Consider the following 26,999-nt stretch of genomic DNA (forward strand, 5'->3'; position numbering starts at 1 on the left):
ACGACGGATACCAAGAACAAGACACGAAAGGTTGGACGATATGGAAATTCTTCTGGTTATGGCCCTCGCCTACTTCCTCCCGGCAGTGATCGCGCTGGCGCGCGGCCACCACAACGGATTCGCGATCTTTCTCACGAACCTGTTGCTCGGCTGGACCTTCATCGGCTGGGTCGTTGCGCTGATCTGGTCGGTCACGGCGAGCGAACGCCGCGTGCGCACGGCGTAAAGCCCTGCGGTCAGAGCTGCCCGGCCTCACGCTTTTCATAGAGATAGAGGGCACCGCGTGCGGCGTGGACGATCAGGAGGGCGATCACGAAGGCAAAGACCAAGAAGAGCAGGCCGCTGATCACCGTATTGGCGCTCGACAGCTCCTCGAAGGTCAGTGTCAGCCGGGCTCCCACCCAAATCATCGCGCCGCTGGCATAGAGCAGGACGACGGTGAGGCGCTGCGTGAACAGCATCGCAATGCCCATTGTCGTGGCCACCACCACGGCATAGGCGAGCAGCGCGGCCAGCAGAATGTCGGGCAAGGCCGCGCCCTGCTCGGCCCGGTCGCCCAGCAGCGTCTGGACAGCCGAAGCCAGCATGCTGCCGCCCGACAGCGGAATGATCAGTGAGGCAATGGCCGCCAGCCGGATACGTCCGCGCGCTGCGCGTTCGTTCGGGATAGGTGCACCCGGATTGAAGAAATCGCCGATGCTCTCCGCTTCGGCCGCATTCACATCGGTGTCGGCGGCGGTGCCTTCAGTGGTGTGTTCCTGGTGCGTGGTCATTGTCTCCCCCCGATCGCGATTTTACGGACCGGCCGAGTATGACCGCGTTTTGCCGTGACCTGTCAAAGCGATGCACACGCAAAGTGATCTTCGGCAGCAAAAGCGCGCCTATCGAAAATCGCTGATCTGTTCGAGCGGCTTCTTGCGCAAGGCATGAGCCGGCACTCGCGCGCCGTCGCCGGGATAGCCGGCCACGACGAGCATGTAGGGCTTCTCGTGCTCGGGCCGGCCGCAAATCTCCGACAGGAAGCCCATCGGGTTGGGCGTATGGGTCAGCGTCGCGAGCCCGGCATGGTGAAGGCTCGCCAGCAACAGGCCGCAGGCAATGCCGACGCTTTCGCTCACATAGTAATTCTTGCGCTGCTCGCCCGGTTCGATCCCGCCGCGGCGCTGGGCAAAGACCGCGATCACCCACGGCGCGGTCTCCAGGAAAGGCTTGTTCGCATCGGTCCCAAGCGGGGCCAGCGCGTCCAGCCATTCCTCGCTCGCCTTCTCCTCGTAGAAGGCGCGCTCCTCCGCCTCGGCCGCCTCGCGCAGGCGCCGGCGAAGCGGACCCCTGCCCAGGACGGTGAAATGCCAGGGCTGATGATTGGCACCGGACGGCGCGGTGCCAGCGGTCAAAATGGCGCGTTCGACGATCTCGCGCGGGACCGGCTTGTCTGAGAAGTCCCGAACGGTACGCCGCGTGCGCATCTCCTCATAGAAGTCGTGGGCGCGCCGCCGCATCTCGGCTTCGGGCAGAGTTCGAAAGTCCAGCGGCGCCGTTTCGAAACTCATCTGCGATCCCTTTCACGAAATTCCCCGGCGAGGAACGCCTAGACCCCGCGCCAGTCGAGGATCACCTTGCCCGCTTTGCCCGAACGCATGGCGTCGAAGCCGGTCTGGAACTCTTTCGCCGGAAGGCGATGGGTGATCAGCTTGGAAACATCGAGCCCGGACTGGAGCATGGCCAGCATCTTGTGCCAGGTCTCGAACATCTCGCGTCCATAGATGCCCTTGAAGGTGATGGCGCGCATGATCAGGCTGCCCATGTCGAGCGTGAAGGGCTGACCGGGCAAGCCCAGCATCGCGATCTTGCCGCCCATCACCATGTGATCGACCATCTGCTTGAAGGCCGGTTCGGCGCCCGACATTTCCAGCCCCACGTCGAAGCCTTCGGTCATGCGGAATTCGGCCATGACATCGCGCAGGTCTTCCTTCGTGGTGTCCACGGCGCGCGCGGTCGGCACGACGCGCGAACACAGATTCAGCCGGTCCGGGTTGATGTCGGTGACCGCAATGTGGCGCGCCCCGCAATGGCGCGCGACGGCGGTTGCCATGATCCCGATCGGCCCGGCGCCGGTAATCAGCACATCCTCGCCCACCAGGTCGAAGGCGGTCGCGGTATGCACCGCATTGCCAAGCGGATCCAGGAAGGCCGCCTGGTCCATCGAGACCTCGTCGGGCAGCGGGATCACGTTGAAGGACGGGATCTTGAGGTATTCGGCAAAGGCGCCCGGCATGTTCACGCCCACGCCCTTGGTGTCGGGATCGAGATGGAAACGCCCGGCGCGTACCGCCCGGCTCTTCTCGCCGACCACATGCCCCTCGCCGGACACGCGCATGCCCGGCTTGATCCGGGTCACGTCCTCACCGACCGTTTCAACGATGCCGCCGAACTCATGGCCGACGACCATCGGCACCGGTACGTTCTTCTTCGCCCAGTCGTCGTAATTGTAGATGTGCACGTCGGTGCCGCAGATGGCGGTCTTTTCCACGCGGATCAGAACGTCGTCCGGCCCGATTTCGGGCTTGTCGACATCCTGCATCCACAGACCTTCTTCGGCTTTGGCTTTGACCAGCGCTTTCATGGGCGGCACTTCCTTGCAGGGCTTAAGAGTGACTGCGCGCTTATAAACGGCTTCCGGGCGGCACGGGAGGGGGCGCGCGCCGAGACTGCAGCTTGGCGGGGGCGATTGCCCGCCCCGGCGGTAGCGCGTATTGACTGCTCTTCCGGCACGGGGGCCGGCATGAGGGTCACGATGTCACCGACAGGATCGAAAGGCGGGTTCATAGAGCCCCTGCACGCCTTTCGCGGGGTGGCGATCGTAAACATCGTGGCCGTTCACGCCGGATCGCTCGCGATCTACGATTTTGGCGGAGGCACGCAGGATCGCGGCGGATTGCGCCTGCTTGCGGCCTTGAACGAGGTCTTGTTTCACAGCGCCACGCTCTATTTCGCGTTCATCTCCGGCCTGTTGTTCTCCGCTGTCCTCAGCGCGCGCGGCTGGCAGCGCTTCTTTGCCAACAAGCTGAAATACGTGCTCCTGCCCTACGTGGTGATGAGCACTCTCTTCACGGCATTGCACTGGCACTGGTCCCAGCATTTTGACGTGTTCTCCGGCAGCCCCCTCGCCTTCGTCCAGACCGCCGGCCAGCATATTCTGGCGGGGACGGCGATGGACCCGTTCTGGTATATTCCGGTGCTGGCCTGCCTGTTCGCCCTGACCCCGGCAGTCCATGCTCTGCTGGAACGCAAATCTCTACGCTGGATGGTCTGGCTGCTGGTGCTGGCGCCGCTCCTTGTCTCGCGGACCGGCGCAGACGTCTCTGTTGCCAACGTCATCTATTTCCTCGGGGCGTATGCGTGCGGCATGGCGCTCGGGCGCGATTACGCCGCGGCGTCACTCTGGATCGAAGGTCATGCGCGATGGCTTGCCCTGGCGGCGATCTTGCTCAGCCTCGCCCTTCTGGCCCTGATCTGGACCGGCTATGACCGGGTCGGCCCGGTCTCGGTGCGCGAGACGCTTTTCTATCTACAGAAGGGTGCGCTGGCCGGCGTATTTCTCACGATTCTCTCACGGTGGCAGACCATCCCACCGCTTCTGGCCCGGCTGGCCGATCACGCGTTCGCGATCTACTTCCTGCACCTGTTCGCGCTCTACACGCTGGCCGCCGGGCTTCGAGGACTGGTCGGCACGCCGGTGCCGTTATACGGCGTGGCGCTGGTGTTCGGCGGGCTGCTGGCCGCGTCGCTCGGGGTCTGCCTGGCCGTGAGCGCCGGATTTCGCGCGGCCCTTGGCAAACGCGCGCGCCTCCTGATCGGCTCCTAGACCCGGACAGCCACAAAAAAGCCGCGGCGCAGAACGCCGCGGCTCTTCTGGATCGAGAGGTGCGCTAGTCCTAGTCGCCGTCTACGGCGGCGCCCAGATGCGCGGTGACCTCGTCGAGATGGCCCTGGACCACGTTCCCGGCAGAGCCAGCATAGTCGGTCAGCGCGTCGACATCGCCGGAGGCTTCAAAGCCTTCATGCAGCGCGACCGCTTCGACATGCGCAGATTCCTGCTGGGACAGGAAGGCGGCATCGAAATCCATGTCCGCCGCGGCGTTCAGATTGTCGATCATGCCTTGCCGGCGGCCTTCAAGTTCGGTCGGCAGGTCAAAATCGAGACCGGCCGCCTCGACCGCTGTGCGCAGCTCGGTCTGGAGCTGCTCATGGTCGGTCGCGATCATCTCGCCGAGCTGGCGGACCTCTTCGGAATTACCGCGCTCCATGGCGATGCGTCCGGCCTGGATCTCATACTCGTTGCCAAGCGCGACATTGCGCACATAGGCGTCCACGTCGCCGCTCAGACCTGCCACGACGGCGGCGGTCAGGCCAGCCGGCACGGAGGCGGTATCCTGGGCGAAATTGACCGGCGGGCTCTGACCCAGATCGTCATCGGCGGCGTCCTCGCCGCTCTCGTAGCGCATGCCCTCGTCGAGCTCGCCATCGGTCTCGCCGTCGGCTTCGTCACCCATCGCCGAATTCATCTCGGCGGACGTATCCATGTCGGTATCGGTGTCGGTCTCGTAGCTGTCGTCACTGCAGGCCGCGAGCGCAAGCGCGCTTGCCGAGGCCAAAAGCGTGATCGTGCGGATCATTGAGCGTCTCCTTCAGACATATCCAGCAGGATGTACGCGTCAGGCCCGTCACAAGTTCCGCGGCGTGGCGCTGCAAGGACGCGTCAGGAGAGCGCTAGGCTTCGCGGGCGTATCGCTCCAGGAAGGGCAGCACGGCAGCGACGATCGCCTCCGGGGCATCGTCGTGTACGAGGTGGCCGGCGCGCGCAATCGGCAGGAGCGATCCTGCCGGCGTCATTTTGGCGAAGCGGCGCCCGTGCGCGATCGGGATCCACTCGTCCTTTTCACCCCACAGGATCTGCAGCGGACAGCGTATCTCGGAATACCGCCCCTCGATCTCGTCGGTATATCTCTGGTCCATCTGCGTGATCTGGCGGTAGAAGCCGCGCTGGCCGGCCTCCCCGGTCCAGGGTGCGAGATAGTCGCCCATCGCTTCCTTGCCGAGTGGCCGGTGGGCCGCCGTCTGCAAATAGGCGCGCAGCACCGCCTCATGCATGTAGGCCGGCATGCCGGCAAAGGCGGCCTGGTGCTCGCGCACATGCTGGACGAAAGGCGAGCCCCAGGGCCGCACGGCCACCGGGTCGATCAATGTCAGGCTGTTATAGTCCACCGCGTCGAGCAGATGGGCGCGCAGCGCGGTGCATCCGCCAAAATCATGGGCGACCACATCGGGGCTTTCGACCTGGAGATGCTCGAGCAGCCGGGCAAAGACCGCGTTCTGAACGCCGAGCGACACGTCCGCGTCCGGCTTGTCGCTTTTTCCGTAGCCCAGCAAATCGTGAAAGATCACGCGCCGGTCACGAGCGATCCAGGGAGCAATGCGCCGCCAGACCTGACTGTTGAACGGCGTGCCGTGCAGCAGGAAGACCGGCAGCGCGTCGGCCGGACCGATCGTGCCATAGGCGACGGCATGTCCGTTAAAATCAAACCGCTCGGTCAGCGCCAGCCGCCCGGCGCTCATCAGATCACCCCGAGCGACTTGCCGACCTTGGTAAAGGCGGCAACGGCGCGGTCGATCTGTTCGGAGGTGTGGGCCGCGCTCATCTGGGTGCGGATACGCGCCTGACCCTTGGGCACAACCGGATAGAAGAAGCCGATCACGTAGACGCCTTCCTCCATCAGGGCGTTTGCCATCTTCTGGCTCAGCGCCGCATCGCCCAGCATGACCGGCACGATCGGGTGCTCCCCGGGCAGAAGATCGAAGCCGGCCTCGGTCATCCCCATGCGGAAGCGCTTGGTATTGTCGAAGAGCTGCGCGCGCAGGGAATCGCCGTTCTCCACCAGGTCGAGCGCCGTCAGGCTGGCCCCGACGATGGAGGGCGCGAGCGAATTGGAGAAGAGATAGGGCCGCGAGCGCTGGCGCAGGATGTCGATGACCTCCTGACGCGCGCAGGTAAAGCCGCCCATCGCGCCGCCCAGAGCCTTGCCCAGCGTGCCGGTGATGATGTCGATCTTGTCCAGCACACCGCAATGGTCCGGCGTGCCGCGCCCCTTCTCGCCCATGAAGCCATGCGAGTGGCAATCATCGACCATGGTCAGCGCGTCATACTTTTTTGCCAGCGCCGCAATCTGGTCGAGCTTGGCGATATAGCCGTCCATCGAGAACACGCCGTCGGTCGCGATCAGGATGGTCCTCGCGCCGTCCTCGCGCGCCTGCTTCAGCTGGGCCTCCAGATCGTCCATGTCCGAATTGGCGTACCGGTAGCGCTTGGCCTTGCACAGGCGGATGCCGTCAATGATCGAGGCATGGTTGAGCGCATCGGAGACGATCGCGTCATCGGGACCCAGCAGGGGCTCGAACAGCCCGCCATTCGCATCGAAGGCCGCGGCATAGAGGATAGTGTCCTCCTTGCCGAGCCATTGTGCGAGCCGGGCTTCCAGCTCGCGGTGAATGTCCTGCGTGCCGCAGATGAAGCGCACCGACGCCATGCCGAAGCCGTGCCGGTCGAGCGCGATCTTGGCCGCATCGATCAGTTCGGGCCGGTTTGCCAGGCCCAGATAATTGTTGGCGCACAGATTGATGACGTGGTCGGTACCGCCGTCCGCCTTGACGTCGATCTCGGAAAACTGCTGGGAGGTGATGACCCGTTCGCGCTTGTACAGCCCGTCGGATTCGATCTCTTCCAGGGTCTCTTTCAGACGGTCGTAAAAGCTCTCGGACATGTCGGGTCTCGCACGTTGCGGGTTAAATCTCGTTGGGGCTGGAGATAGCCGGTGCGCGACCCCGCTTCAATGCGCGTTCACGTCTGGCCGCGATGGCGGCCCTGAAGCGTGCGGCTCACATCGGCCAGGGTCAGCCCCCGTGCGCGCAGCAGCACGAGCAGGTGGAAGACCAGGTCCGAGGCTTCGCCCAGCAACGCGTCATCGTCCTCATTCGTTGCCGCGAGCGCGGTCTCCACGCCCTCTTCCCCGACCTTTTGCGCGACCTTCAGCATGCCCTTGCCCAGAAGGCGCGCGGTATAGCTGTCGTCAGGGTTGGCATCGGCGCGCTGCGCGATCACCGCTTCCAGCTCTCCGAAGAAAGCCAGCTCCGGGCCCGGCGTCTCACCGAAGCAGGACCGGGTTCCGGTATGGCAGGTCGGCCCGTTGGCGCGCGCCTGAACCAGCACGGTATCGCGGTCGCAATCGAGCGCGATCGAGACAAGCTCCAGCGTATGGCCGCTGGTCTCGCCCTTGGTCCAGAGGCGCTCCTTGGAGCGGGAGAAGAAGGTCACACTGCCGGTCTTCAGCGTGTGGTCCAGCGCCTCACGGTTCATGTAGCCGAGCATCAGCACCTCGCCGGTCTGGACGCTCTGCACGATGGCGGGCACCAGTCCGCCGGACTTGGCGAAGTCCACCTGTCCGGCATCGAACTCGATTCTGCTCATAGCCGGACCTCCACACCCTGGTCTTTCAGCGCGGCCTTGAGCGCGCCGATCTCGATGATCTGCTTGTGAAACACGCTGGCGGCCAGCGCACCGTCGACATTCGCGATCCTGAAGACCGCTTCGAAATGCTCGATCGCGCCCGCCCCGCCCGAGGCGATCAGGGGAACCGGGCAGATCGCGCGCGCCGCGGCGAGCTGGTCCACGTCATAGCCCTCGCGCACCCCGTCCTGGTCCATACAGTTGAGCACAACTTCGCCTGCGCCCCGCTCCGTGACCTCCCCGATCCAGTCGAGCGTGCGGCGATGGCTGATCTCGGTCTTGTCGGGATCGCCGGTATTCTGGTGTATGCGCCATTCGCCCTCGATCACGCGGCTGTCGATGCCAGAGACGACGCATTGCGAGCCGAACTCGCGCGCCAGCCGGTCGATCAGGTCGGGATCGCGAAGCGCCGGCGTATTCACCGAGATCTTGTCCGCCCCGGCAAACAGGCGCGCGCGGGCATCGTCCACGCTGCGGATCCCGCCCGCCACAGCGAACGGAATGTCGATCGCGCGCGCCACACGGCTCACCCATTCAGGCTCCACTGCGCGTTCCTGGGGGCTGGCGGTGATGTCGTAGAAGACCAGCTCGTCCGCTCCCTCGCGGGCATAGCGTGTGGCCAGCTCCACGATGTCGCCCATGTCGACATGGTCGCGAAAGCGCACGCCCTTGACCACGCGCCCGTCGCGCACGTCCAGGCAGGGAATGATGCGCCGCGCTAGCATGACAAGGCTTCTTCCAGCGTGAACCGCCCCTCGAACAGGGCCTTGCCGATGATCGCGCCATCGGCGCCCGCCTCTTTCAGCGCCGTGAGATCGTCCAGCGAGGACACACCGCCCGAGGCCTGCCAGCGCAGGTCCGGCCGGGCCAGCGCCAGATCGCGGTAAAGCTCGGTATTGGGGCCCTGCAACATGCCGTCGCGGCCCACATCGGTGACCAGGGCGTGGCTCAGCTCGGCCCGGCGATAGTCTTCCAGCAATTCGCCGAGCGTGCGCGCGGACACTTCGGTCCAGCCCTTGGCGGTGGGATAGGGCGTGGCGTTGACAATGCGCACGTCGAAGGCGGCGGTAATCGCCTCCGGCCCGAACTCGTTCAGCCACCCGATCACGGTCTGCGGCGAGGTCACGGCGAGGCTTCCCACGACGGCTCGCGATGCTCCCGCCTCCAGGATGGCCTCGACGTCGGCGCGCGAGCGCACGCCGCCGCCGGTCTGCACCTTGATGCCGGTCGCGGTGATCCTGGAGACCAGATCGCCCTGGCGCCGGGTGCCGTCGCGCGCTCCGGAGAGGTCGACCATGTGCAGCCAGCTCGCCCCGGCTTTCAGATAGTCCTCAGCGACCGCGACAGGATCGTCGCCGTATTCGGTCACGGCGTTGAAATCGCCTTTTTCCAGACGCACCACCTGGCCGTCGAGAACGTCGATTGCTGGATAAAGTATCATCTCTATCCCTTTATGAAATTGGAGAGAATCCGGGCGCCAATCTTGGCGGAACGCTCCGGGTGAAACTGGCATCCCGCGATATTGTCCTTGCGCGCGATGGCGGTGACCGGAGACCCGTAACGGGTCTGTGCGCGGGCATGTTCGCCCGGCGCCACATAGAATCCGTGCACGAAATAGACCCGGTCGCCGGGCGCAATTCCGGCCAGAAGCGGCTCGTCTTCGGCCAGCTCATCGAGCGCGTTCCAGCCCATGTGAGGCCAGGGACCGTCCGCGCCCGGATCGAGCCGTTCGACCCGTCCAGGGATCAGCCCGAGAAGCGCGACATCGCTTTCGTCGGAATGCTCGAACAGGAGCTGCATGCCCAGGCACACGCCCAGCACGGGCCGGCGCTCCTCGCGCAAAGCTGCGCTCCAGCCCGACGCGTTCAGCCGTGCCATGGCGGGCCCCGCCGCGCCGACGCCGGGCAGGATCAGGCGCGCACAGCCCGCTGCCTCCTCGGGTGTCGCCGCGAGCACGTAGGGCGCGTCCATCCGTTCCAGCGCAAAGCGCACCGAGGCGATGTTGGCCGTCGAGGTGTCGATGATGGCGGTGGTCATCCTCACAACACCCCCTTGGTCGAGGGCAGCGCATCGTCCTCGATCCGGATCGCCTGACGCAGGGCGCGTCCGAATGCCTTGAAGGCAGATTCGATGAGGTGGTGGGCATTCTCGCCATCCACCTCGACATGGATCGAAGCCTTGAGCGTCTCGGAGATCGAGCGAAAGGCATGCGGCGCCATCTCGACGGGAAAATCGCCGACGCGCTCGCCGGGTATGCTGCCGTCGAAGCGGAAATAGGGCCGCCCGGACAGGTCGATCCACACGCTGGCGCGCGTCTCGTCCATGGGCAGCGCGAAGCCGAAGCGTCCAATGCCGCGCTTGTCGCCCAGCGCCTGACGCAATCCGTCGCCCAACGCCAGGCACACATCCTCGATCGTGTGGTGGGCATCGACCTCCACATCGCCCTCGCACGACACCTGCAGCCCGATACCGGCATGGCGCGCGATCTGCTCAAGCATGTGATCGAAGAAGTGGACCCCGGTGGAGACCGAGGCGCCCTCGCCGTCGAGGTCGATGGCAAGCGCAATATCGGTTTCCTTGGTCGTCCGGCGCACCGAGGCCGCCCGCAGGGAGGCCGGCACGCCGAGATGCTGGGCCAGGGCGCGAGCCGCTGCCGCATCCTCGACATGGGCAATCGCGCGGCCGTCACGCACTTCGAGGCCCAGACCCAACCGCGTCGCGGCCTGATCTGCGATGTCGAGGCTCAACCCTTCGGGCACGCAGGACGCGCCGGCGACGCCGGCCTCCTCGCCCAGGCGCGCAGCCAGCGTGGCCAGCACGCGGTCGCGTTCGGCCCGATCGGCCACGGCCTTCATGCGGGCACCGGGTGACAGCGCATCCAGCCCGGCCTGTACCAGCAGAGGCGGCAGACCCGGCAGGCTGATCGAAAGTCCATCGGCGTCAGCCGCGCTCGCAAACACAATCGCGGTGACCGGGGCCGCATCCGGCCCGACCTGGACCAGCGTCGTCGCGTCCCCGGCAGGGCGATCGAGCGACAGCGCGCCCTCGCCTGCCCGGTCCTCGTCAATGTCCAGCCCGGCACCGGCCAGCGCGCGCCTTGCCGCATCCGGGCTGATCGTAAGGGCCAGGCGTTCGGCCGGGCAGTCGAGAATGGCCGCCAGCCGCTCGCGCAGCCTGGCTTCGTCGTGGCGCGCCTTCTGGGCACGGCCGGCAGACAGGTCGAGAAATCCGCTCATTGTTCGGCCTCCGCGCGCTCGCGGCGCAGCTTCATGGCGATACGGTGGGCATCCAGCCCCTCCAGCCCGGCCAGGCGCTCGACCACAGGCGCGATCGAGCAGGCGGCCTCGCGCGACAGCTCAAGAACCGTCGTGGTCTTCTGGAACATCTCCACCGTCACGCCGCCATAGGCGCGCGCCGCTCCGGCGGTCGGCAGGGCATGATTGGGTCCGGCGGCATAGTCCCCGGCCGCTTCCGGCGTCCAGGGGCCGAGAAAGACCGATCCTGCATGGCGCACGCGCTCGGAAAGGGCGCGCGGATCGCGAGTCTGGATGATCAGGTGTTCGGCGGCATAGGCATTGGCTGCGTCGGCCGCTTCCTGCTCGTCGGCAACCAGAAGCACGCGCGAGTTGGCCAGCGCTGCGCGGGCCGTCCCGGCGCGCGGCAGGTCTGCCAGCTGGCGATCCAGCGCCGCCTCGACACGGTCAACGAAGGCTTCCGAGAAGGCGATCAGTACCACCTGGGCCAGCACGTCATGCTCGGCCTGGCTTAAGAGGTCGGACGCGACGAAATCGGGATCGGCGTTGTCGTCGGCAATGACCAGAACCTCGCTCGGCCCGGCGGGCAGATCGGCAGCCGCTCCGCCCGCCGTCTGGGCCAGGATCGCCTTGGCCGCGGCGACATAGGCGTTGCCGGGTCCGAATATCCGGTCTGCTTTCGGCAGACCCGCCACGCCGAAGCCCAGTGCCGCGACGCCATGCGCGCCGCCAATGGCGTAGACCTCGTCCACGCCCAGCAATGCGGCAGCCGCGAGCACGGTCGGCTCCACGCCCTCACCCTTGCGCGGCGGTGCGATGACCGCGATCCGCGGCACGCCGGCAAGCTGGGCCGGAATGGCGAGCATGATGAGCGTCGAGACCAGCGGCGCAGTGCCGGCAGGCACGTAGAGCCCGGCGACATCGATCGGTGTTACACGGCGCTGCGCGCGTCCACCAGGCCAGGTCTCCACCTCATAGGCGCGGTAGCCCTGCTCGGCGTGAAAGCGGCGCACCGCATCGGCCGCCGCCAGGATGGCCTCGCGATCGGCCTCAGAGAGGGCTTGGGCGGCAGCCTCAAGCTCGCTGGCCGGCACGCGGAAGGAGGCCGGCGCCCAGCGGTCGAGCTTCTCCGCCCAGGCACGCACCGCCGTTTCGCCGTCGCGGCGCACCTCGTCCACGATGGTCTGCGCGGTTTCGAACGCCTCGGCGCTGTCGCTCGGACGCGACAGAGCGCGCGCGCGCTCCGCCTCGCTGGCGGTGTTCCAGACAATGCGGTCCAGCATGATCAGGCCATCATCTTTTCGATCGGCATCACGAGAATGGAGCGCGCACCCGCGCCCTTGAGCTGCTCCAGCGTCGACCAGAACACCGCCTCGGTGCACACCGCATGCACGGCGACCACATCGTCGCGCCCGACGATCTGCGCCACGGTCGGCGCGTCCGAGCCGGGCAGGATGGCGCGGATCTCGTCCAGCCGGTCCTTGGGCGCATTGAGCAGGATATACTTGGTCTGGCGCGAGGCGATGACGCCCTGGAAGCGCTCGATCAGCAGCTCCGCGGTCTGGGCCGCGCCATTCTGAGCCGCCCGCGGACCCCGGATCAGCACGGCTTCGCTTTCCAGCACGGTCTCGAACGCGACCAGCCCGTTGGCCTCCAGCGTCGCGCCGGTCGAGACCAGGTCGCAGATGGCGTCGGCAATACCCATGCGCGGCGCGACCTCGACCGAGCCGCCCATTTCGATGATCTCCGCCTCGATGCCGCGCTCTTTCAGAAACTTGTCCGTCAGGCCGGGATAGGTCGTGGCGATCGTCTTTCCGGCAAGGTCCTCGACCCGCTGGATCGTCCCCTCATTCGGGGCCGCGAGCTTCAGCTTGCACTTGGCGAAACCCAGCTTCGTCACGGTTTCCAGCCTGGCCACGCGCGGCAGGCGGCTCGCCATCTCGTACAGCACGTTCTCCCCGACAATGCCGTAATCGCACGCGCCGCTCGCCACGAAGTTCGGGATGTCGTCATCGCGGATGAACATGACGTCCAGCGGCATGTTCTCGGCCCGGCGCAGCAGTGCATCACGCGCATAGGCCAGCTTCACCCCGGCACGCTTGAGCAGGTCTTCGCTGCCTTCGAACAGCCGGCCCTTCTTCTGCACGGCCAGGGTCAGACGGTCGGGGCTCATTGGCCGCTCTCCTTCAATCGATCGAGCACCAGGCGGTATCCCTGATGCGGTTCCTGCGCGAGAAACCGGGCGACGCGGGTCACCGTCGTCGTGCTGACCCCGGTCTCGGCGCTGATTTCGCGATAGGATTTGTCCCCGGCATCGAGCTGCAGCGCGACCTGCCAACGTTCGGCCAGCGCGGACAGCTCACCCGGCGTCGTCAGGTCGAGCAGGAAGCGGCGCATGTCTTCCAGCGTTCCCGTCGCCAGCAGGGCGCGGCACAGATCGTCGAGATCGGTTGCGTTCGACCCTGTGCGGCGCAGGCCGGATTTGTCCTCGGACCGAGTCATGTCGCGTCTCCCCGCTTATCCTGAGCTCGATATAGCGTGTTAGCGCGCTAACACAATAGCTGCGTGCAGATCTGCTTGATGCAGATACGCGAGGCCGCAGTTTCCACGGAGTCCAATCTGGGGGTCAGCTCTTGTCGCCGGGCCGTTCCGGCGCGTCGTCCTGGCCCTCCCACTTCTCGTCTTCATGCGGGTTCATGGGCTGTTCGGTGAAGCCGGACAGATCGCCGAGATCGTCCTTGTCACGCGGGATTTCGATCTCCGAACACACATAGGCGCGAATGAGACGAGCGACCGAGTGGAGCGAGTGGATATGCGTGCGCTCATAGCCGTGCGAGCTGTCGATCCCGAAGGTTACGAGCGCCGTGCGCACGTCCTCGCCGGACTCGATCGCGCTTGCCGAATCCGAGCGGTAATAGCGGAACAGATCGCGCTGGAACTCGATATCGTTCTCTTCGCAAACCCGGATCAGCTTCTGGGTCAGATGGTAGTCAAACGGGCCGACTTGGTCGCCCATGGCGATCGTCACCCCGTACTCGCTCGAATTCTGTCCCGGCGCGACCGTACCGTTATCGATGGCCACCAGCGAGGCCACGTCCTTGGTCAGGATGCCGCTGGCGCCCTGCCCGATCTCCTCGGTGATGCTCAGCAGGAAATAGGCGTCGACCGGCAGGGCCACATCGGATTCGCGGATCGACTTCATGGCGGCAAACATCGCCGCAACCCCGCCCTTGTCGTCGAGATGGCGGCTGACGATGAACCCGTTGTCGAAGAATTCCGGCTGCGGCTCGACCGCGACCATGTCGCCGATATCAAAGCCGATAGCCTTGAGGTCCTTCTCGTCCTCGGCACGGACATCGACGCGGATCTCGAGATTCTCCCAGGACACCTCCTGGGTATCGATCTCGTCGCCGAACGTGTGACCGGACGCCTTGAGCGGCAGGATCGTACCGCGATAGGCGTCGTTATGGATGGTGAAGATCTTCACGCGGGCGCCCTCGGCAAACCGCGCCGACCAGTGGCCGATCATGCGCACTTCAAGCCGGCCATTGCTTTTCAGGCCTTTGACCTGCGCGCCCAGCGTGTCGATGTGACCGATAATGGCCCGCCCGGGCTGGCGCTCGCCGCCGCGGATCAGGGCGCGGATCGCGCCGCGCCGCGTGATCTCGTAGCCGATATTGAGCCGTTCGAGCTCCCGGCAGCACAGCCTTGTTATCTCGTCGGTATACCCGGTCGGGCTCGGTGTCTCCAACAGCTGCTTGAGCATGTCGGAAAGATAGCGGTCGTCGATCTGGCTCACGCGTCAGCCTCCGGCTGCTTGTGTTTGACCGCGGAGAGCGGGAAGAGAAGGTCGATAAACCGCTCCGCGGTAGGCTGGGGTTCGTGGTTGGCGAGCCCCGGACGTTCATTGGCTTCGATGAAGACGTGGTCCGGCCCGTCCGGCGCGACAACCATGAAATCCACCCCGACCACAGGAATGCCGATGGCCCGCGCGGCCCGGACTGCGCTACGCGCGATATCGGGATGGAGCACATCGGTGACGTCGTGCAGCGCGCCGCCTGTGTGCAGGTTCGCCGTTTTGCGCACGCGCAGCGTTCGCCCCTCCTCCAGCACATCGTCGAGTTCGAATCCGCCATCACGCACGATGCGGACCGTCACCTCGTCGAGCGGAATGGTGGACTCCCCTTGCGTCGCGGCTTCACGCCGGCGCGCCAGGCGGGCAATGAGATCGCGGACCGTGCGTTTGCCGTCGCCGCGGATTTCCGGCGGCTTGCGCAGCGCGGCGGCGACCACCTCGTCATTGATAACCACGACACGCAGATCGTCGCCGGGGCAGAATTCCTCGATGATGACTTCCGGACTGACCGACCGGGCCATCTTGATCGCCTCGTGTATGCCGTCCAGCGTATCGATGCCGACCACCACGCCTCGGCCCTGCTCGCCGCGCACGGGCTTGACGACCACCTGATTGTGCTCTTCCAGGAAAGCGGAGAGCTCCTCGTCGCTCGCATTGGCGCTGATCTGGCCTGGAACGGGAACGTGAGCGAGCTCCATCAGGCGGCGCGTTGCGGCCTTGTCGTCGCAGCGGCTCATCGCGATCGCCGAAGTCAGGTCGCACAGCGACTCCCGGCACACGACGGCCCGCCCGCCAAAGCTGAGGCGGAAATACCCGCCTTCGACATCGAGAATCTCGACGCCGATTCCCCGGCGCCGCGCCTCGTCGACGATGATGCGCGCATAGATATTCAGCGAGTCTTCGGGGGCCGTGCCGATGAACAGCTTCTCGTTGATCGGATTCTTGCGCTTCAGCGTGAAGAAGGGAACGCGTTTGAAGCCGATCTTCTCATACAGCGCGATGGCCCCGGTATTATCGTGCAGGACGGACAGATCCATGAAGGCGCAGCCGCGCGCCTGGAAGACTTCCGACAGGCGGCGCACAAGCGCCTCGCCGACGCCTGGGTGCTGGGTCCGCGCGTCGACGGCGAGGCACCATAGCGACGATCCGTGTTCGGGATCACCGAACGCGCGCTCGTGATCGACGCCGGTGACGGTGCCGATGATTTCTCCGGTCTCCTCATCCTCCGCGACAAGATAGTTCAGCGTCCGGCTGTCGCGCTGGTGCCAGAAGAAATCGGGATCGACGGGCACCATCTGGTGCGTCTCATAGATGCGGTTGACCGCGATCGCGTCGGCTTCCGAGCATAGCCGCCGGATAAAATACCCGCGTGGCCGGCTTTTCCCGGCACGATAGGTGGCCAGGTCCAGGCGATAGGTGTGGGACGGGTCGAGGAAGACCTCTTGCGGGGCCACGGACAGGACGACGTGCGGATCGCGGATATAGAAGCCGATATTGCGCTTTGCCGAGGATTCGTCGCGCAGCGCGTCGATCACTGACTTGGGATCGGTGAAGGTCTGTCCGAAGATGAGCTTGCCCCAGCCGCAATCGATTAGCGCATCCGAGCTGACGCGTTCGGAGAAGGTTTTCTCACCCTTCGTGAACGGGTCCTTCAGCCCCTGATCGCGCATGCGCTGGAGGCGGTGCTGCACGGCCTTCGCCTTGCGCGGCGGGTCGGACGGTTTCCTGGCGGTCAAGAGATACCCCTTCCTACAGGCCGTGCGTCTCGAGCCACATCGCCAGCAGCCCGATCTGGTAGAGTTTCGAGCCGCGAAGAGGCGTTATGTGCGCTTCCGGATCGTCCAGCAGCCTATCAAGATAGGCCGAATTGACGACCCCCTTGTCCTGAAAGCTCTTTGAGTTGACCGCGTCGCGGACCTTCTCCAGATACGGCCCGCGCAGGTATTTCAGCGCCGGGACCGGGAAATAGCCCTTGGGCCGGTCGATCACCTCGCTGGGGATCACCTCGCGCCCGATATCTTTCAAAATGCCCTTGCCGTCCTGAGCGGTCTTGTACTCGGCCGGGACGCGCGCAGCAGCCTCGACCAGCTCGTGATCGAGGAAGGGCACGCGCGCCTCCAGGCCCCACGCCATGGTCATGTTGTCCACGCGCTTGACCGGGTCGTCCGCCAGCATGACCTGGGTATCCAGGCGCAGCGCCTGGTCAATGGGCCGCTCCGCGCCGCCCTTTGTGAAATGCGCCTCGACGAACTGGCGCGGCAGGTCCTTGCGCGTCATCCAGCGGTCCTTGAGCAGATCGCCCATCTCGGCCCGGTCGCGATCGAAGAAGGCCTTTGCGTAGGCGCCCACTGCATCGTTGGTGTCCAGCATGGGCGGATACCAGTGATAGCCGGCAAACACCTCGTCCGCGCCCTGGCCCGACTGGACCACCTTGACGCGTTTCGACACCTCCTCCGACAGAAGATAGAAGCCGATGCAGTCATGGCTCGTCATCGGCTCGGACATCTGGGCGATCGCGTTGTCGAGCTCGGTCAGCGTGCGGCTCGTGTCGATCTGGATCTGGGTGTGGTGTGTGTCGAAGTGCCTGGCCACGATGTCGGAGTATTCGAACTCGTCGCCCTTTTCTTCGCCAACGCTCTCGAAACCGATTGAGAACGTGTTCAGCCCTTTCTGACCGGCCTCGTGCAGCAGCCCGACGATCAGCGAGGAGTCCAGGCCGCCGGAGAGCAGGACCCCGACATCGACATCGGCGACCAGACGGCGCTTGACCGCCTGGCGCAGCTCGACATGGATCAGGTCCTTCCAGTCGGCGTAGGAATAATTGCGTTCGTCTTTCTTCGCCCCGAAATGAATGTCCCAGTACTGGCGCGTGCTGCGCTGACCGTCCGGCTCGATGCGCATCAGCGTCGCGGGGGGCAGCTTGCGCACCCCCTTCAGGATCGTCCACGGCGGGGGCACCACGGCGTGGAAGCTGAAATAGAAGGCGAGCGCTTCCGCATCGAGCGATTTATCGATGTCGTCATAGCGCGCGAGCGCCTGCAGGGAGGAGGCAAAGCGGAAAAACCCCTCGCCCTCGCTGAAATAGAGCGGCTTGATACCCAGACGGTCCCGGCCCAGCAGCAAGCGCCCGCTCTCGCGCTCGGCAATGGCGAAGGCGAACATGCCGTTCAGGTGGTGGACGAAATCCTCCCCCCAATGGTGATAGGCCTTCAACAGGACTTCGCTGTCGCCGTTTGAGAAGAAGCGATAGCCCGCTCCAGCCAGCTCCGCGCGCAATTCGCGGTGATTGTAGATGCAGCCGTTGAAGACCAGCGACAGGCCCAGATCGGTGTCCACCATGGGCTGCTCGGCCGCATCGCTGAGATCGATGATTTTCAGGCGGCGGTGCGCGAACGCCGTCTGGCGTTGGGCAAAAAGTCCGGCTCCGTCGGGGCCGCGCCGGTTCATCGTATCGGCCATGGCCTGTAGACGACCCAGATCGGGTGTCGCCCCGTCGAAGCGGATTTCGCCGGCAATCCCGCACATTTGTTATGTCCCTCGCAAGTCCGTCAGTTGAATAAACTGAAAGTCCAACGCGGCAGGCCATGGCCGGTTGCACCGTCTGCTGACATGTTTTCATGGTATAAGTGAAGTTATCCACAGTCGGCTGCAGCCGTCCAATAGAGGTAAATTTCTAGGAAAAAGCTGTGGAACGCTTGACCCGGTCTGACCGTTACTTACCTTGAAAGCATCGCCCATTTTACTGAATTAACCGCGCCCGTCAAAACGGCGCACTGGAGGATATATGGCCGGACCGAACCGGAACTTTCGTCAGAAGCGCATCGATCTCAACCAGGTCGGCGAAGCCGGCTTCGTGCTGGCTCTGCTGGCAGACGGGTTCGACGTTCCCGACTTCAATCGCGCCGCCCACGAGGCCGAGCGCGCCGGTTTTCGTACATTGATTGCCAGCCCGAACAAGTCACTGGTTTCGGGCCGTTCGGAAACACGTGAAGAAATGAACTTCGTCGTCGACACCCCCCCTGGCGACGTGAGCAGCGAGAAATTCGAAGGCCTGGTCATTCCCGGCGGCGAGCGCAGCACCAAGGCGCTGCTCGCCAGCCAGGACATCCGCCTTCTGGTTCATGACTTCCTGAAAAGCGGCAAACCGGTCCTGGTCACCGGTGAGGCACTCGAGCTGCTCTCCGAGCTCTCCGAGAAGGAAGGCGTTGAAGGCGATGCGGCCCTGGCTATGCGCGGCGAAGTCTTCGCCGGCTCAGGCGAGGATGCTGCCGAAAGCGCAACTGCGGCCTTTGCCGATGCGCTGAGCATGGTCTCCCAAGCGGCGTAAACGCCGATAGAGATCACAGAACGAAGAAAGGGCGCGCCGGCTGGCGCGCCCTTTTTCTGTTCGCGGCCGGGAGGGGCGTTAGCCCTCCCAGTCCTTCTGGATCGTCTTGGATGCGATCAGGAAGAGTCCCCCGGCGATCAGGTAAAGCGTCGAGCCGATGATGATCGACCAACGCAGCGCTTCGTCGCCCAGGTGCGGCGTCAGCAGCGTGGACAGCTCTCCGAGCACGTAGATCCCGACGCCGATCCCCAGCAGGTTGTTGAACAACAGGAAGACCGACGAGGCGGTTGTCCGCATCGAAGGCGGAACCAGGTGCTGGAAGGCCGACAGCGTCGGCCCGATCCAGGCCAGCCCCAGAGCGGTCGGCACCAGGAAGAGAATGACCGACATCAGCGGGTTCGGCGCCAGCACGCCCGTGATGTAGAGCGGGCAGGTGATCAGGAAGGCGATCGCGGGCACGCGTGCGTAGGCGGACAGCGATTTCTTGCCCAGGAGATCGCCCAAGACACCGCCCAGGATGATCCCCAGGCTGCCGCCGACGAAGAGGACGCCGCCGAACAGCCAGCCGGTCTCGATGATCCCGAGCTGGAAGCTGCGCGCGAAGAAGCTTGGCAGCCAGAAGAAGACGCCATAGCCCATCATCGACGAGCACGAGGCCCCGAAGGTGAGAAGCCAGAAGGTCGGCTTGGTGTAGAGCTTGCCGAGCACCTGGAAAAAGCTCGGCTTCTTGGCCGCCAGGTCCATCTTGACGGTGTCGAGCTGTCCGCGGGCGGGCTCACGCACGGTCAGACGGAAGAGCGGCGCCAGAACGATGCCGATCAGGCCCACGATGATGAAGGCCGCGCGCCAGTCGAGATTTTCAGAGACTGCGCCGCCCGCGATCTGGGCGCCGGCAACCACCCCGAAGGCCGATCCCACCGGAATGCCGAGCGAGTAGAAGGCGAGTGCCCTCGCCCGGCTCTGTGGCGGGAAGTAGTCGGCAATCAGCGAATAGGACGGGGCCACCCCGCCGGCCTCCCCGATACCCACGCCGACACGCGAGAGGAAGAGCTGGCCGAAATTCTGCGCGAAGCCGCACAAGGCGGTGAAGCCGCTCCAGATGGTCAGGGCGCCGGTAATGATCCACACCCGGTTGGTGCGGTCGGCCAGCCAGGCAATCGGCACGCCCAGCGTTGAATAGAGGACTGCGAAGGCAATTCCGCCCAGGAGGCCAAGCTGCCGGTCGGACAAGCCCAGCTCGTCCTGAATCGGTATGGCCAGAATGGAAATGATCTGCCGGTCTAGAAAGTTGAAGGCATAGACCAGGAAAAGCAGGACCATGACATACATGCGGTAAGCCGGGCGCGGCGCGCGCGCTTCGACTTGCGGCGGATTTTCAATCGCCATCAATTTCCTCCCCGAGAGATTCTTGTCAGTCTTGTCGGCGTCACCATGGACCGGGAAAACCGGCCTGCGCAAAGAAAAACGCCGCTCACCTGCAGCAGGTGAGCGGCGTCTGCCCGGCGCGAGCGCCTAGTAGGTAAAGCGCACACTCGCGGTGATGGTACGAGGATCGCCGTAGAAGGCCGAATAGGCACCGTCGACGCCCAGCTGATTGGAGCCGGCGAAATTGTACCCGGCGACACGGTATTCTTCGTCCGTCAGGTTGCGGCCAATCAGCGAGAAACGCCAGTTTTCGGTAAAGTCCCAGATCACGCTGGCATCCACCAGCGTATACGAGGTCTCGGCGTCCAGAGGCGGAAGCGGCGTGCCCGGCAGGCCCGCCAGAGCGACCGGCTCGCCGGTATTGGGGACGTTGAACAGGTTGATGTCGTCGCGATAGCTCACGCCGGCCGTCAGACGAAGATCGCCATAGCCGCCCGGAACGGCCATGTCGTAGTTCGCCGCCAGGCGCCAGGTGTATTCCGGCGTGTTCTGGACCACGTACTGATCGGAGATGTCGACATCGACCGGGTCGCCCGTGACCGGGTCGGGCTGTGTGGTGACCAGCTCGACGATCTCGGCATCGATGAAGCCGATCATGTAGTCGAGGCTCAACGCGTCGGTCAGGAAGGCGCTGCCTTCCAGTTCGACGCCCATATACTCGGACTCACCGGCGTTCAGCACGGTGGACACGAAGCTGTCCAGGCCGGTGGCCGGGTCGACTTCGGAGGTCTGAACCGTGATCTGCTGGTCGGTGTATTCGGCGTAGAAGGCTGCTGCGCGGTACACGAGACGGCCGTCAAGCAGCGAACCCTTGGCGCCGATTTCATAGCTGTCCACGATTTCCGGATCGAAGCCTCGGGTGATCACGTCATATTGGACCGTGCCCGCCGGGCCGGCATTGCCGCGCGGGTCGAAGCCGCCCGACTTGAAGCCTTGCGAGTAGGACGCGTAGAGCGACAGGTCTTCGAGGGGCTCGTAAGTTACGTTCACGCGCGGCGAGAACTGGTCGTCGGTGCGCTCGCTGGTGAAGTTCGAGCCGGTGGCCAGCAGCAGGCCGCCCGGGCCGCCGAGGAAGGGCGTCGTCGCCGTGCCCAGATAGGTCTGCCGGATCACCGTCGCCCGGGTCGTGTCTTCGGTATAACGCCCGCCAAGGGAGACCGACCACATGTCGTTGATGTCGTAGGTGACATCGGCATAGGCCGAGAGAGAGATTTTCGACACATCGCCATAGGTCGGCGCGTTGACGCCGAGATTGCCGAGCACCGTGTCGAACGCGCCCTCATAGGCCCCGTTTAGATAGTAGAGGCCGGCGACGCCCGACCAGCGGCCGGTGTCGAACAAGGCCTGGAATTCCTGCGTGAACTGCTCGTTCTCGTAGAAGGCCGGCACGTCAAAATCGTTCACCGGAAGCGCGTCGAAATCGATCGGCGTCTGGGTGTAATCCTCACGTCCGGCGGTGATCGACTTCAGCGTCAGCCAGTCATTGGCCTGCCATTCCGCGGTCAGTGACAGGCCCTCGGTCTCGACGCTGTTCACGTCACCGGCGCCGCCGCGGGTATCGTAGACGTCGTCGAGCACCGGCTCGCCATTCGTCACGCCCGGGATCAGGCGATAGCCGTGCTTGGCGTTGGAATCGTCTTCGGTGCGGTCATACGACAGACGGAAGAACAGATCCTCGGTGGGCGTCCATTCGGCAGAAATGCGCCCGGCGATGATGTCCTTGTTGTACTGATCGGCACCGGTGTAGACGTTTTCACCGAAACCGTCGCGCGTATAGCGCGCCACCGCGCCGCCGATCGCGAACGTGTCGCTCAGCGGAAGCGAGCCGCTGGCCATGTAGTCGAGCTGGTTGTACGAACCCACGCTCACCCCAGCTTCGAATTCCGGCTCGTCGCTGAGACGCGCGGTGACGTATTTGATCGCGCCGCCGATCGTGTTTCGGCCGTACAGCGTGCCCTGCGGGCCGCGCAGCACTTCGATACGGTCGATGTCGAAGATGTCGAGCACCGCCCCTTGGGGACGCGCGACATAAACATCGTCGATATAGAGGCCGACGCCCGGCTCGAAGCCCCAGAGCGGATCTTGCTGACCCACGCCGCGAATGAAGGCGATGAGCGTGGAGTTGGAGCCGCGGGCGACTTCGATGGTGGCGTTCGGTGTCAGCTTCTGGACGTCGGTCAGATCGATGGCGCCGATCTGGGCCAGCGTGTCGCCGCTGACGGCAGTCACCGCGATCGGAGCATCCTGGATGCTCTCCTCACGGCGGCGCGCGGTCACGGTGATCGTATCGCGGGCCTGCGGCAGATTGGCGGACGCGTCTTGAGCCAGAGCGGCCGGAGCTGCAACCGACATGAACGCCAGGCTCGATACCAGAGCACTCGCGCCGAGAATCGTGGATTTCAACGACATTCTGAATTCCCTCCCATGGAATCGCTATGTTGCCCTTAGGGGCTTTTGACCCGATTACTTTCAACGTTGAATGAAAAGTCAAGCCGAATTAGACTTTTCACCGTAAATCAGGAAGGACTGCAGCCGAGGCGACACACACGTCGCACCGGTCAGAACAAAGTCCGGCAAACTGCGGGGAGGCAGACGAGCATGGCCGACGGCCGAATGAACCGGCGCGGAGAACGCACCCGGCAGCGCCTGCTGGATGCGGCCGAGAAGCTCTTTGCCAACAAGGGCTTCCACGGCATTACGGTCCGCGCCATCGCCAAGGAGGCAGATGCCGACCCGGCCCTGGTGACCTATTATTTCGGCGGCAAGCGTGAGCTGTTCGACGCGGTCCTGCTACGCCGCGCCGAGGTGCTCAACCAGATTCGCATGGCCGAGCTGGATGCCTGCGAATCCGGTGCCGGCCCCGAGGGGCCGAGCGTGGAACAGATCATCGCTGCGTTCAGCCACCCCATGCTGGAGCGCTCGGCCAATGGCGGCCCGGGCTGGAAGAACTATTTCGCGCTCGTCGCGCAGATCACCAACTCGCCGGAATGGGGCGGGGAGATCATGACGAAATACTTCGACCCCATCGCGACGCGCTTCCTCGAGGCGATCAAGCGCACCCAGCCGGACTGGACCGACGAGGACGTCTACTGGAGCTATCACTTCCTGTCCGGCGCCATGGTGCTGACCTTCGCCGAGACCGGGCGCATCGACAACCTGTCGGGCGGGCTGTGCAAATCCACCGACATCGACAGCGTGCACGCGCGCCTGCCCAAATTCATCGCCGCCGGCTTCGAACGCCTGCAGAGCGAACGCAAACAGACGTCCTGAGAAAGGCCTTTCATGACGCAATTCTCCGAGCATTTTCACACCGCCAGCGATGGCGTGAAGACCTATTACCGCCTCTACAAGGCGCGCACGCCCGGCGGCAAGGCGCCGGTGATCTGCCTGCACGGGCTGACGCGCAATTCGAAGGATTTCGAGGACGTGGCCCCGATGATCGCGGCGCTGGGCCGCGACGTGATGGCGGTCGATGTGCGCGGACGCGGCCGTTCGGACCGCGATTCCAACCCGGACAACTACCAGGTTCCGGTCTACGCCGAGGACGTCGCCGGCATTCTTAAAGACCTTGGATGGCGCCGCGTCGTCTCGGTTGGCACCTCCATGGGCGGACTGATGACCATGACGCTGGCGGCGATGCAGCCGGACCTTCTGCGCGGCGCGGTCATCAACGATATCGGCCCTGAGATCGACCCGGAAGGCCTCGGCCGGATCCAGCAATATGTCGGTCACGCCCCCACCTACGCCAGCTGGCAGGAGGCTGCCGACGGCGTTCGCGCCGTCAACGGCGACGCGTTCCCCGACGAGACCGGCGATGCGTTCTGGCTGGCCTTCGCGCGGCGCACCTGCAAGGAGCGTGAGGACGGACGCATCGTGCACGATTACGACATGGCCATCGCGCAGGCCTTCGACTCCGGCGATGGCGGCCTGCCCGATCTCTGGCCGCTCTTCGATGCGCTCAAGCCGGTTCCGGTCCTGCTCGTGCGCGGTGCGCTGAGTGATCTCCTGACCGAGGATACGGCCCGCAAGATGGAGCAGCGCCACCCCGATCTGCGTCTCGTCACCGTCGAGCGTATCGGCCACGCGCCCATGCTGACCGAGCCGGCTTCGGCTCAGGCGATCACGACTTTCTTGAAGGAATGCGACTGATGCTCCTGCGTATCCTGGGCGGACTCATCCTGCTTGTCGTGGCGGCCGCGGCCGTCTTGCTCTGGCTCTCGCGACCGGTCGAAACCGGCGAGCTGCGCGACACTTATCTGACTGGCGAGGACCGCTATGTCACTGCGGCCGGCTTAGACTGGCGCGTGCGCGAAAGCGGGCCCGAAAACGCTCCGGCGCTCATTCTCATCCACGGCTTTTCGCACAGCCTGGAGGCCTTCGATCCCTGGGCAGCCGAGCTTGACGACGCCTACCGCGTCATCCGCTTCGATCTGCCCGGTCACGGTCTGACCGGACGGCCCGCGGACGGTGCCTATTCCAACGAGGCCACGGTGGAACAGGTCTCCGCCCTGCTCGACGAGATCGCGCCGGAGACGTTTGCTCTTGGTGGCAATTCGCTCGGCGGCCTGGTTGCCTGGCGCTATGCGGCCGGTCACCCCGAACGCGTCGGCGCGCTCGTCCTCGTCTCGCCCGGCGGTTATTCGATCAATGGCGTGACGGCAGACCCGGTGCCGGTGCCCCAGGGCGTGGCCTTCTATCTGCGCACCGCACCGGAGGCCGGCGTGCGCGCCGCGACGGCCGCCCTCTACGCGGACCCTGCCCGGCTGGACGAGCGTGACGTATCGCGCATCACCGATCTGATGAAGCGCGAGGGTAATGGCGAAGCCATGGTCCAGCGCCTGGAGGTCTTCACCCTGCCCGATCCCGAGCCGGTCCTGGCGCAGATCGAGACGCCGGCGCTCATCCTGTGGGGCGAGCAGGATATGATGGTGCCGCCCGCACACGGTCCGCGCTTCGTCGAGGCCATGCCCGACGCACGCCTGATCACCTATCCCGATGCGGGCCACGTCGCGATGGAGGAGCGGCCCGAAGCGACAGCCTCGGACGTGCGTGCCTTCCTCGATGAGGTCTGGCAGTAGCCGCCTAGGATTTCGACCGCACCATCTGGCCGGTCGAGGGCTGGATCTGCAGGACGGCGAGGCCGGCCTGCTTCCAGCCCATCATCCCCTCGCCCATGTGCGCGTTCACGGCGATACCGGCCTGCTGGGCCATCTCCGCGGCCATGGCCGAGCGCTTCCCGGCCGCGCAATGGAGGACGACCCGGCGCGGCGAATCGACGGGAAGCGCATGCGGATCGAAGGTGGAGAGCGGCATCAGCAGCGCGCCGGGGATGCGCTCGGTCCCGTATTCGTGGGCTTCGCGCACATCGACCAGCAGTATCTCGTTGGCCTCGAGCGCCCGGGCCACTTCTGCCGGGCTCAGATCGTCGAGTGTGTCGGAATTCATCGCCATCTCCTGAAGATCGCTTATTCGAAAATGATTTTGGGGGCGGGCCGATGCGCATCCTCGGCCGCCTCGATCATGCGGTGGGCCGCGCGCACGAAGGCCTGCGCGACCGGGCCCTCGCCCAGCGCCGTCAGCTCGCCGGCATCGCTCGCCTCGCGCAGGGCCGGGTGCAGCGGAATCTCGCCCAGGAAAGGCACGCCCAGATGCTCGGCCTCGGCGCGCACGCCGCCCCGCCCGAAAATCTCAGAGCCTTCGCCGCAGTGCGGGCAGATGAAGAAACTCATATTCTCCACCATGCCCAGAACGGGAATCTGCGTCTTGTCGAACAGGGCCATGGCCTTCTTCGCGTCGTCCAGGGCGAGATCCTGCGGCGTGGACACGATCACTGCCCCGGTCAGCGGCGTGCCCTGCGCCAGCGCCAGCTGCACGTCGCCCGTGCCGGGGGGCAGGTCCACGATCAGCACGTCGAGATCGCCCCAGTTCACGTCGTCCATGAACTGGCGCACCGCCCCGGTCACCATCGGTCCGCGCCACACGACCGGGTCGCGCTCCCCGATCAGGAACCCCATCGACACCAGCTTGACGCCGTGCGCCTCCAGCGGCTCGATGCCCACATCGGTCTTCTTCAGGCCCGGCGCTCCGGTCAGGCCGAACAGGCGCGGCCCCGACGGCCCGTAAATGTCGGCATCCATGAAGCCGGTCTTCAGCCCCGTCTTCGCGCAGGCGGCGGCCAGGTTGGCCGCCACGGTCGACTTGCCGACGCCGCCCTTGCCCGACCCGACCGCGATAATCAGGCGGGCGGGCGGCTTGGCGCCGGCCGCTTTCCGCGCGGTGCTGGAGGCCGGCTTTGCCGCCGGTTTCGACTGCCTCGGCGCTTCGAAGATCACGCGCACGCGCTCGATTTCGCCTTGCCCGGTCAGCGCGCTTTCCAGCGTTCGCGTCAGGGCGCGGTCGTCGGCATCCGGCCCGCCGGGGGCCAGGATGATCGTGGCGATGCCGCCACGCAAATCCTGTCCCATAAGCCGTTCACTGCTGGCCAGCGGCGTGCCGGTCTGCGGGTCTTCGATACGGGCGAGAAGATCGGTCAGGGCTGTGCTCATGAGCGTTATGTAGACGAGCCCGCCGCCACCC

General features: G+C 65.1%; 27 protein-coding genes. 6 read left to right on the top strand and 21 right to left on the bottom strand.

Translation table 11 applies throughout. The features are described 5' to 3' along the window. Positions 1-40 precede the first annotated feature (40 nt). Complete coding sequence (locus E5162_RS04915; protein ID WP_135943814.1) at positions 41-226, top strand: superinfection immunity protein; 186 nt, start codon at positions 41-43, stop codon at positions 224-226. 10 nt (positions 227-236) lie between these two features. On the opposite strand, the gene E5162_RS04920 is transcribed toward E5162_RS04915, so the two are convergent. The 3 genes from E5162_RS04920 to tdh all read right to left on the bottom strand — a co-directional run bounded on the left by E5162_RS04920 (position 237) and on the right by tdh (position 2,623). Further along, entirely contained in the window at positions 237-773 is a 537-nt protein-coding gene (locus E5162_RS04920; RefSeq protein ID WP_135943815.1) for a hypothetical protein, read from the bottom strand. Positions 774-881: 108 nt separating this feature from the next. After that, positions 882-1,550 (bottom strand): nitroreductase family protein, encoded by a 669-nt coding sequence (locus tag E5162_RS04925; protein ID WP_233342149.1) that lies wholly within the window; start codon positions 1,548-1,550, stop codon positions 882-884. Positions 1,551-1,588: 38 nt separating this feature from the next. Beyond that, on the bottom strand, positions 1,589-2,623 hold the full coding sequence (tdh, locus tag E5162_RS04930) for an L-threonine 3-dehydrogenase (protein WP_135943816.1): 1,035 nt from the start codon (positions 2,621-2,623) through the stop codon (positions 1,589-1,591). Positions 2,624-2,794: 171 nt separating this feature from the next. Between tdh and E5162_RS04935 the strand changes: the two genes are divergently transcribed. Next, positions 2,795-3,865: an acyltransferase family protein gene (locus E5162_RS04935; protein ID WP_158291197.1), complete on the top strand. Its 1,071-nt coding sequence runs from the start codon at positions 2,795-2,797 to the stop codon at positions 3,863-3,865. A 70-nt stretch (positions 3,866-3,935) separates the two neighbouring features. Here E5162_RS04935 and E5162_RS04940 read toward each other — a convergent pair whose 3' ends face one another. The 14 genes from E5162_RS04940 to E5162_RS05005 form a co-directional block, all read right to left on the bottom strand. Next, positions 3,936-4,676 carry a DUF4142 domain-containing protein gene (locus tag E5162_RS04940; protein ID WP_135943818.1) on the bottom strand — a complete coding sequence of 247 codons (741 nt, stop codon included), beginning with the start codon at positions 4,674-4,676 and terminating at the stop codon, positions 3,936-3,938. Between the two features lie 94 nt (positions 4,677-4,770). Next, complete coding sequence (locus E5162_RS04945; RefSeq protein WP_135943819.1) at positions 4,771-5,616, bottom strand: alpha/beta fold hydrolase; 846 nt, start codon at positions 5,614-5,616, stop codon at positions 4,771-4,773. Continuing rightward, a complete protein-coding gene (locus E5162_RS04950; protein ID WP_135943820.1) occupies positions 5,616-6,818 on the bottom strand; it encodes a glycine C-acetyltransferase in 1,203 nt (400 codons plus the stop codon). The genes E5162_RS04945 and E5162_RS04950 overlap by 1 nt, the downstream gene beginning before the upstream one ends. Before the next feature lie 77 nt (positions 6,819-6,895). Next, entirely contained in the window at positions 6,896-7,522 is a 627-nt protein-coding gene (gene hisIE, locus E5162_RS04955) for a bifunctional phosphoribosyl-AMP cyclohydrolase/phosphoribosyl-ATP diphosphatase HisIE (protein WP_135943821.1), read from the bottom strand. After that, positions 7,519-8,286 (bottom strand): imidazole glycerol phosphate synthase subunit HisF, encoded by a 768-nt coding sequence (gene hisF, locus E5162_RS04960; protein WP_135943822.1) that lies wholly within the window; start codon positions 8,284-8,286, stop codon positions 7,519-7,521. The genes hisIE and hisF overlap by 4 nt, the downstream gene beginning before the upstream one ends. Next, complete coding sequence (locus E5162_RS04965) at positions 8,280-9,002, bottom strand: 1-(5-phosphoribosyl)-5-[(5-phosphoribosylamino)methylideneamino]imidazole-4-carboxamide isomerase (RefSeq protein ID WP_135943823.1); 723 nt, start codon at positions 9,000-9,002, stop codon at positions 8,280-8,282. The genes hisF and E5162_RS04965 overlap by 7 nt, the downstream gene beginning before the upstream one ends. Before the next feature lie 2 nt (positions 9,003-9,004). Continuing rightward, positions 9,005-9,598, bottom strand: a complete 594-nt coding sequence (gene hisH, locus E5162_RS04970) for an imidazole glycerol phosphate synthase subunit HisH (RefSeq protein ID WP_135943824.1) — start codon at positions 9,596-9,598, stop codon at positions 9,005-9,007. Between the two features lie 2 nt (positions 9,599-9,600). Beyond that, a complete protein-coding gene (gene hisB / locus E5162_RS15120; protein WP_277872161.1) occupies positions 9,601-10,797 on the bottom strand; it encodes an imidazoleglycerol-phosphate dehydratase HisB in 1,197 nt (398 codons plus the stop codon). Beyond that, the gene (hisD, locus tag E5162_RS04980) at positions 10,794-12,098 is read right to left on the bottom strand and encodes a histidinol dehydrogenase (protein WP_135943825.1); all 1,305 of its coding nucleotides are present in this window, start codon (positions 12,096-12,098) and stop codon (positions 10,794-10,796) included. The genes hisB and hisD overlap by 4 nt, the downstream gene beginning before the upstream one ends. Positions 12,099-12,100: 2 nt before the next feature. Further along, on the bottom strand, positions 12,101-12,988 hold the full coding sequence (gene hisG, locus E5162_RS04985) for an ATP phosphoribosyltransferase (protein ID WP_135943826.1): 888 nt from the start codon (positions 12,986-12,988) through the stop codon (positions 12,101-12,103). After that, positions 12,985-13,317, bottom strand: a complete 333-nt coding sequence (locus tag E5162_RS04990) for a YerC/YecD family TrpR-related protein (RefSeq protein WP_135943827.1) — start codon at positions 13,315-13,317, stop codon at positions 12,985-12,987. The genes hisG and E5162_RS04990 overlap by 4 nt, the downstream gene beginning before the upstream one ends. 124 nt (positions 13,318-13,441) lie before the next feature. Further along, a complete protein-coding gene (locus E5162_RS04995; RefSeq protein WP_135943828.1) occupies positions 13,442-14,614 on the bottom strand; it encodes an osmoprotectant NAGGN system M42 family peptidase in 1,173 nt (390 codons plus the stop codon). Then, positions 14,611-16,341, bottom strand: a complete 1,731-nt coding sequence (ngg, locus tag E5162_RS05000; RefSeq protein WP_135944142.1) for an N-acetylglutaminylglutamine synthetase — start codon at positions 16,339-16,341, stop codon at positions 14,611-14,613. The genes E5162_RS04995 and ngg overlap by 4 nt, the downstream gene beginning before the upstream one ends. Before the next feature lie 79 nt (positions 16,342-16,420). Then, positions 16,421-18,196: an N-acetylglutaminylglutamine amidotransferase gene (locus tag E5162_RS05005; RefSeq protein ID WP_135943829.1), complete on the bottom strand. Its 1,776-nt coding sequence runs from the start codon at positions 18,194-18,196 to the stop codon at positions 16,421-16,423. A gap of 259 nt (positions 18,197-18,455) precedes the next feature. On the opposite strand from E5162_RS05005, the gene E5162_RS05010 reads away from it, so the two are divergent. Beyond that, positions 18,456-18,998 carry a DJ-1/PfpI family protein gene (locus E5162_RS05010; RefSeq protein WP_135943830.1) on the top strand — a complete coding sequence of 181 codons (543 nt, stop codon included), beginning with the start codon at positions 18,456-18,458 and terminating at the stop codon, positions 18,996-18,998. A 78-nt stretch (positions 18,999-19,076) separates the two neighbouring features. On the opposite strand, the gene E5162_RS05015 is transcribed toward E5162_RS05010, so the two are convergent. Then, positions 19,077-20,384: a spinster family MFS transporter gene (locus E5162_RS05015; protein WP_135943831.1), complete on the bottom strand. Its 1,308-nt coding sequence runs from the start codon at positions 20,382-20,384 to the stop codon at positions 19,077-19,079. 126 nt (positions 20,385-20,510) lie between these two features. Further along, positions 20,511-22,832 carry a TonB-dependent receptor gene (locus E5162_RS05020; RefSeq protein ID WP_135943832.1) on the bottom strand — a complete coding sequence of 774 codons (2,322 nt, stop codon included), beginning with the start codon at positions 22,830-22,832 and terminating at the stop codon, positions 20,511-20,513. Between the two features lie 189 nt (positions 22,833-23,021). On the opposite strand from E5162_RS05020, the gene E5162_RS05025 reads away from it, so the two are divergent. The 3 genes from E5162_RS05025 to E5162_RS05035 are packed head-to-tail and all read left to right on the top strand — an operon-like array spanning position 23,022 to position 25,501. Further along, positions 23,022-23,693: a TetR/AcrR family transcriptional regulator gene (locus tag E5162_RS05025; protein WP_135943833.1), complete on the top strand. Its 672-nt coding sequence runs from the start codon at positions 23,022-23,024 to the stop codon at positions 23,691-23,693. Positions 23,694-23,705: 12 nt separating this feature from the next. Next, on the top strand, positions 23,706-24,572 hold the full coding sequence (locus E5162_RS05030; protein ID WP_135943834.1) for an alpha/beta fold hydrolase: 867 nt from the start codon (positions 23,706-23,708) through the stop codon (positions 24,570-24,572). Beyond that, positions 24,572-25,501 (top strand): alpha/beta fold hydrolase, encoded by a 930-nt coding sequence (locus tag E5162_RS05035; RefSeq protein WP_135943835.1) that lies wholly within the window; start codon positions 24,572-24,574, stop codon positions 25,499-25,501. The genes E5162_RS05030 and E5162_RS05035 overlap by 1 nt, the downstream gene beginning before the upstream one ends. Before the next feature lie 4 nt (positions 25,502-25,505). Here the strand turns inward: E5162_RS05035 and E5162_RS05040 are convergent, their stop codons facing one another. Further along, positions 25,506-25,868 carry a rhodanese-like domain-containing protein gene (locus E5162_RS05040; protein WP_135943836.1) on the bottom strand — a complete coding sequence of 121 codons (363 nt, stop codon included), beginning with the start codon at positions 25,866-25,868 and terminating at the stop codon, positions 25,506-25,508. 20 nt (positions 25,869-25,888) lie between these two features. Beyond that, the gene (locus tag E5162_RS05045; RefSeq protein ID WP_135943837.1) at positions 25,889-26,968 is read right to left on the bottom strand and encodes an Mrp/NBP35 family ATP-binding protein; all 1,080 of its coding nucleotides are present in this window, start codon (positions 26,966-26,968) and stop codon (positions 25,889-25,891) included. Between the last annotated feature and the right edge of the window lie 31 nt (positions 26,969-26,999).

It is taken from the genome of Marinicauda pacifica, from assembly GCF_004793635.1.
Lineage (GTDB): Bacteria > Pseudomonadota > Alphaproteobacteria > Caulobacterales > Maricaulaceae > Marinicauda > Marinicauda pacifica.

Excerpts from the sequence above, each read along its gene's own strand:
- E5162_RS04925 (WP_233342149.1), bottom strand. The coding sequence starts at position 1,550 with ATGAGTTTCGAAACGGCGCCGCTGGACTTTCGAACTCTGCCCGAAGCC.
- E5162_RS05020 (WP_135943832.1), bottom strand. The coding sequence starts at position 22,832 with ATGTCGTTGAAATCCACGATTCTCGGCGCGAGTGCTCTGGTATCGAGC.
- E5162_RS04940 (WP_135943818.1), bottom strand. The coding sequence starts at position 4,676 with ATGATCCGCACGATCACGCTTTTGGCCTCGGCAAGCGCGCTTGCGCTC.
- E5162_RS05025 (WP_135943833.1), top strand. The coding sequence starts at position 23,022 with ATGGCCGACGGCCGAATGAACCGGCGCGGAGAACGCACCCGGCAGCGC.
- tdh (WP_135943816.1), bottom strand. The coding sequence starts at position 2,623 with ATGAAAGCGCTGGTCAAAGCCAAAGCCGAAGAAGGTCTGTGGATGCAG.
- E5162_RS04965 (WP_135943823.1), bottom strand. The coding sequence starts at position 9,002 with ATGATACTTTATCCAGCAATCGACGTTCTCGACGGCCAGGTGGTGCGT.
- E5162_RS04920 (WP_135943815.1), bottom strand. The coding sequence starts at position 773 with ATGACCACGCACCAGGAACACACCACTGAAGGCACCGCCGCCGACACC.
- hisH (WP_135943824.1), bottom strand. The coding sequence starts at position 9,598 with ATGACCACCGCCATCATCGACACCTCGACGGCCAACATCGCCTCGGTG.
- E5162_RS04915 (WP_135943814.1), top strand. The coding sequence starts at position 41 with ATGGAAATTCTTCTGGTTATGGCCCTCGCCTACTTCCTCCCGGCAGTG.
- hisB (WP_277872161.1), bottom strand. The coding sequence starts at position 10,797 with ATGAGCGGATTTCTCGACCTGTCTGCCGGCCGTGCCCAGAAGGCGCGC.
- E5162_RS05015 (WP_135943831.1), bottom strand. The coding sequence starts at position 20,384 with ATGGCGATTGAAAATCCGCCGCAAGTCGAAGCGCGCGCGCCGCGCCCG.
- hisG (WP_135943826.1), bottom strand. The coding sequence starts at position 12,988 with ATGAGCCCCGACCGTCTGACCCTGGCCGTGCAGAAGAAGGGCCGGCTG.
- hisD (WP_135943825.1), bottom strand. The coding sequence starts at position 12,098 with ATGCTGGACCGCATTGTCTGGAACACCGCCAGCGAGGCGGAGCGCGCG.
- hisF (WP_135943822.1), bottom strand. The coding sequence starts at position 8,286 with ATGCTAGCGCGGCGCATCATTCCCTGCCTGGACGTGCGCGACGGGCGC.
- E5162_RS04950 (WP_135943820.1), bottom strand. The coding sequence starts at position 6,818 with ATGTCCGAGAGCTTTTACGACCGTCTGAAAGAGACCCTGGAAGAGATC.
- E5162_RS04945 (WP_135943819.1), bottom strand. The coding sequence starts at position 5,616 with ATGAGCGCCGGGCGGCTGGCGCTGACCGAGCGGTTTGATTTTAACGGA.
- E5162_RS05005 (WP_135943829.1), bottom strand. The coding sequence starts at position 18,196 with ATGTGCGGGATTGCCGGCGAAATCCGCTTCGACGGGGCGACACCCGAT.
- E5162_RS05030 (WP_135943834.1), top strand. The coding sequence starts at position 23,706 with ATGACGCAATTCTCCGAGCATTTTCACACCGCCAGCGATGGCGTGAAG.
- E5162_RS05040 (WP_135943836.1), bottom strand. The coding sequence starts at position 25,868 with ATGAATTCCGACACACTCGACGATCTGAGCCCGGCAGAAGTGGCCCGG.
- E5162_RS05010 (WP_135943830.1), top strand. The coding sequence starts at position 18,456 with ATGGCCGGACCGAACCGGAACTTTCGTCAGAAGCGCATCGATCTCAAC.
- E5162_RS04935 (WP_158291197.1), top strand. The coding sequence starts at position 2,795 with ATGTCACCGACAGGATCGAAAGGCGGGTTCATAGAGCCCCTGCACGCC.
- ngg (WP_135944142.1), bottom strand. The coding sequence starts at position 16,341 with ATGCGCGATCAGGGGCTGAAGGACCCGTTCACGAAGGGTGAGAAAACC.
- E5162_RS05035 (WP_135943835.1), top strand. The coding sequence starts at position 24,572 with ATGCTCCTGCGTATCCTGGGCGGACTCATCCTGCTTGTCGTGGCGGCC.
- E5162_RS04990 (WP_135943827.1), bottom strand. The coding sequence starts at position 13,317 with ATGACTCGGTCCGAGGACAAATCCGGCCTGCGCCGCACAGGGTCGAAC.
- hisIE (WP_135943821.1), bottom strand. The coding sequence starts at position 7,522 with ATGAGCAGAATCGAGTTCGATGCCGGACAGGTGGACTTCGCCAAGTCC.
- E5162_RS05045 (WP_135943837.1), bottom strand. The coding sequence starts at position 26,968 with ATGAGCACAGCCCTGACCGATCTTCTCGCCCGTATCGAAGACCCGCAG.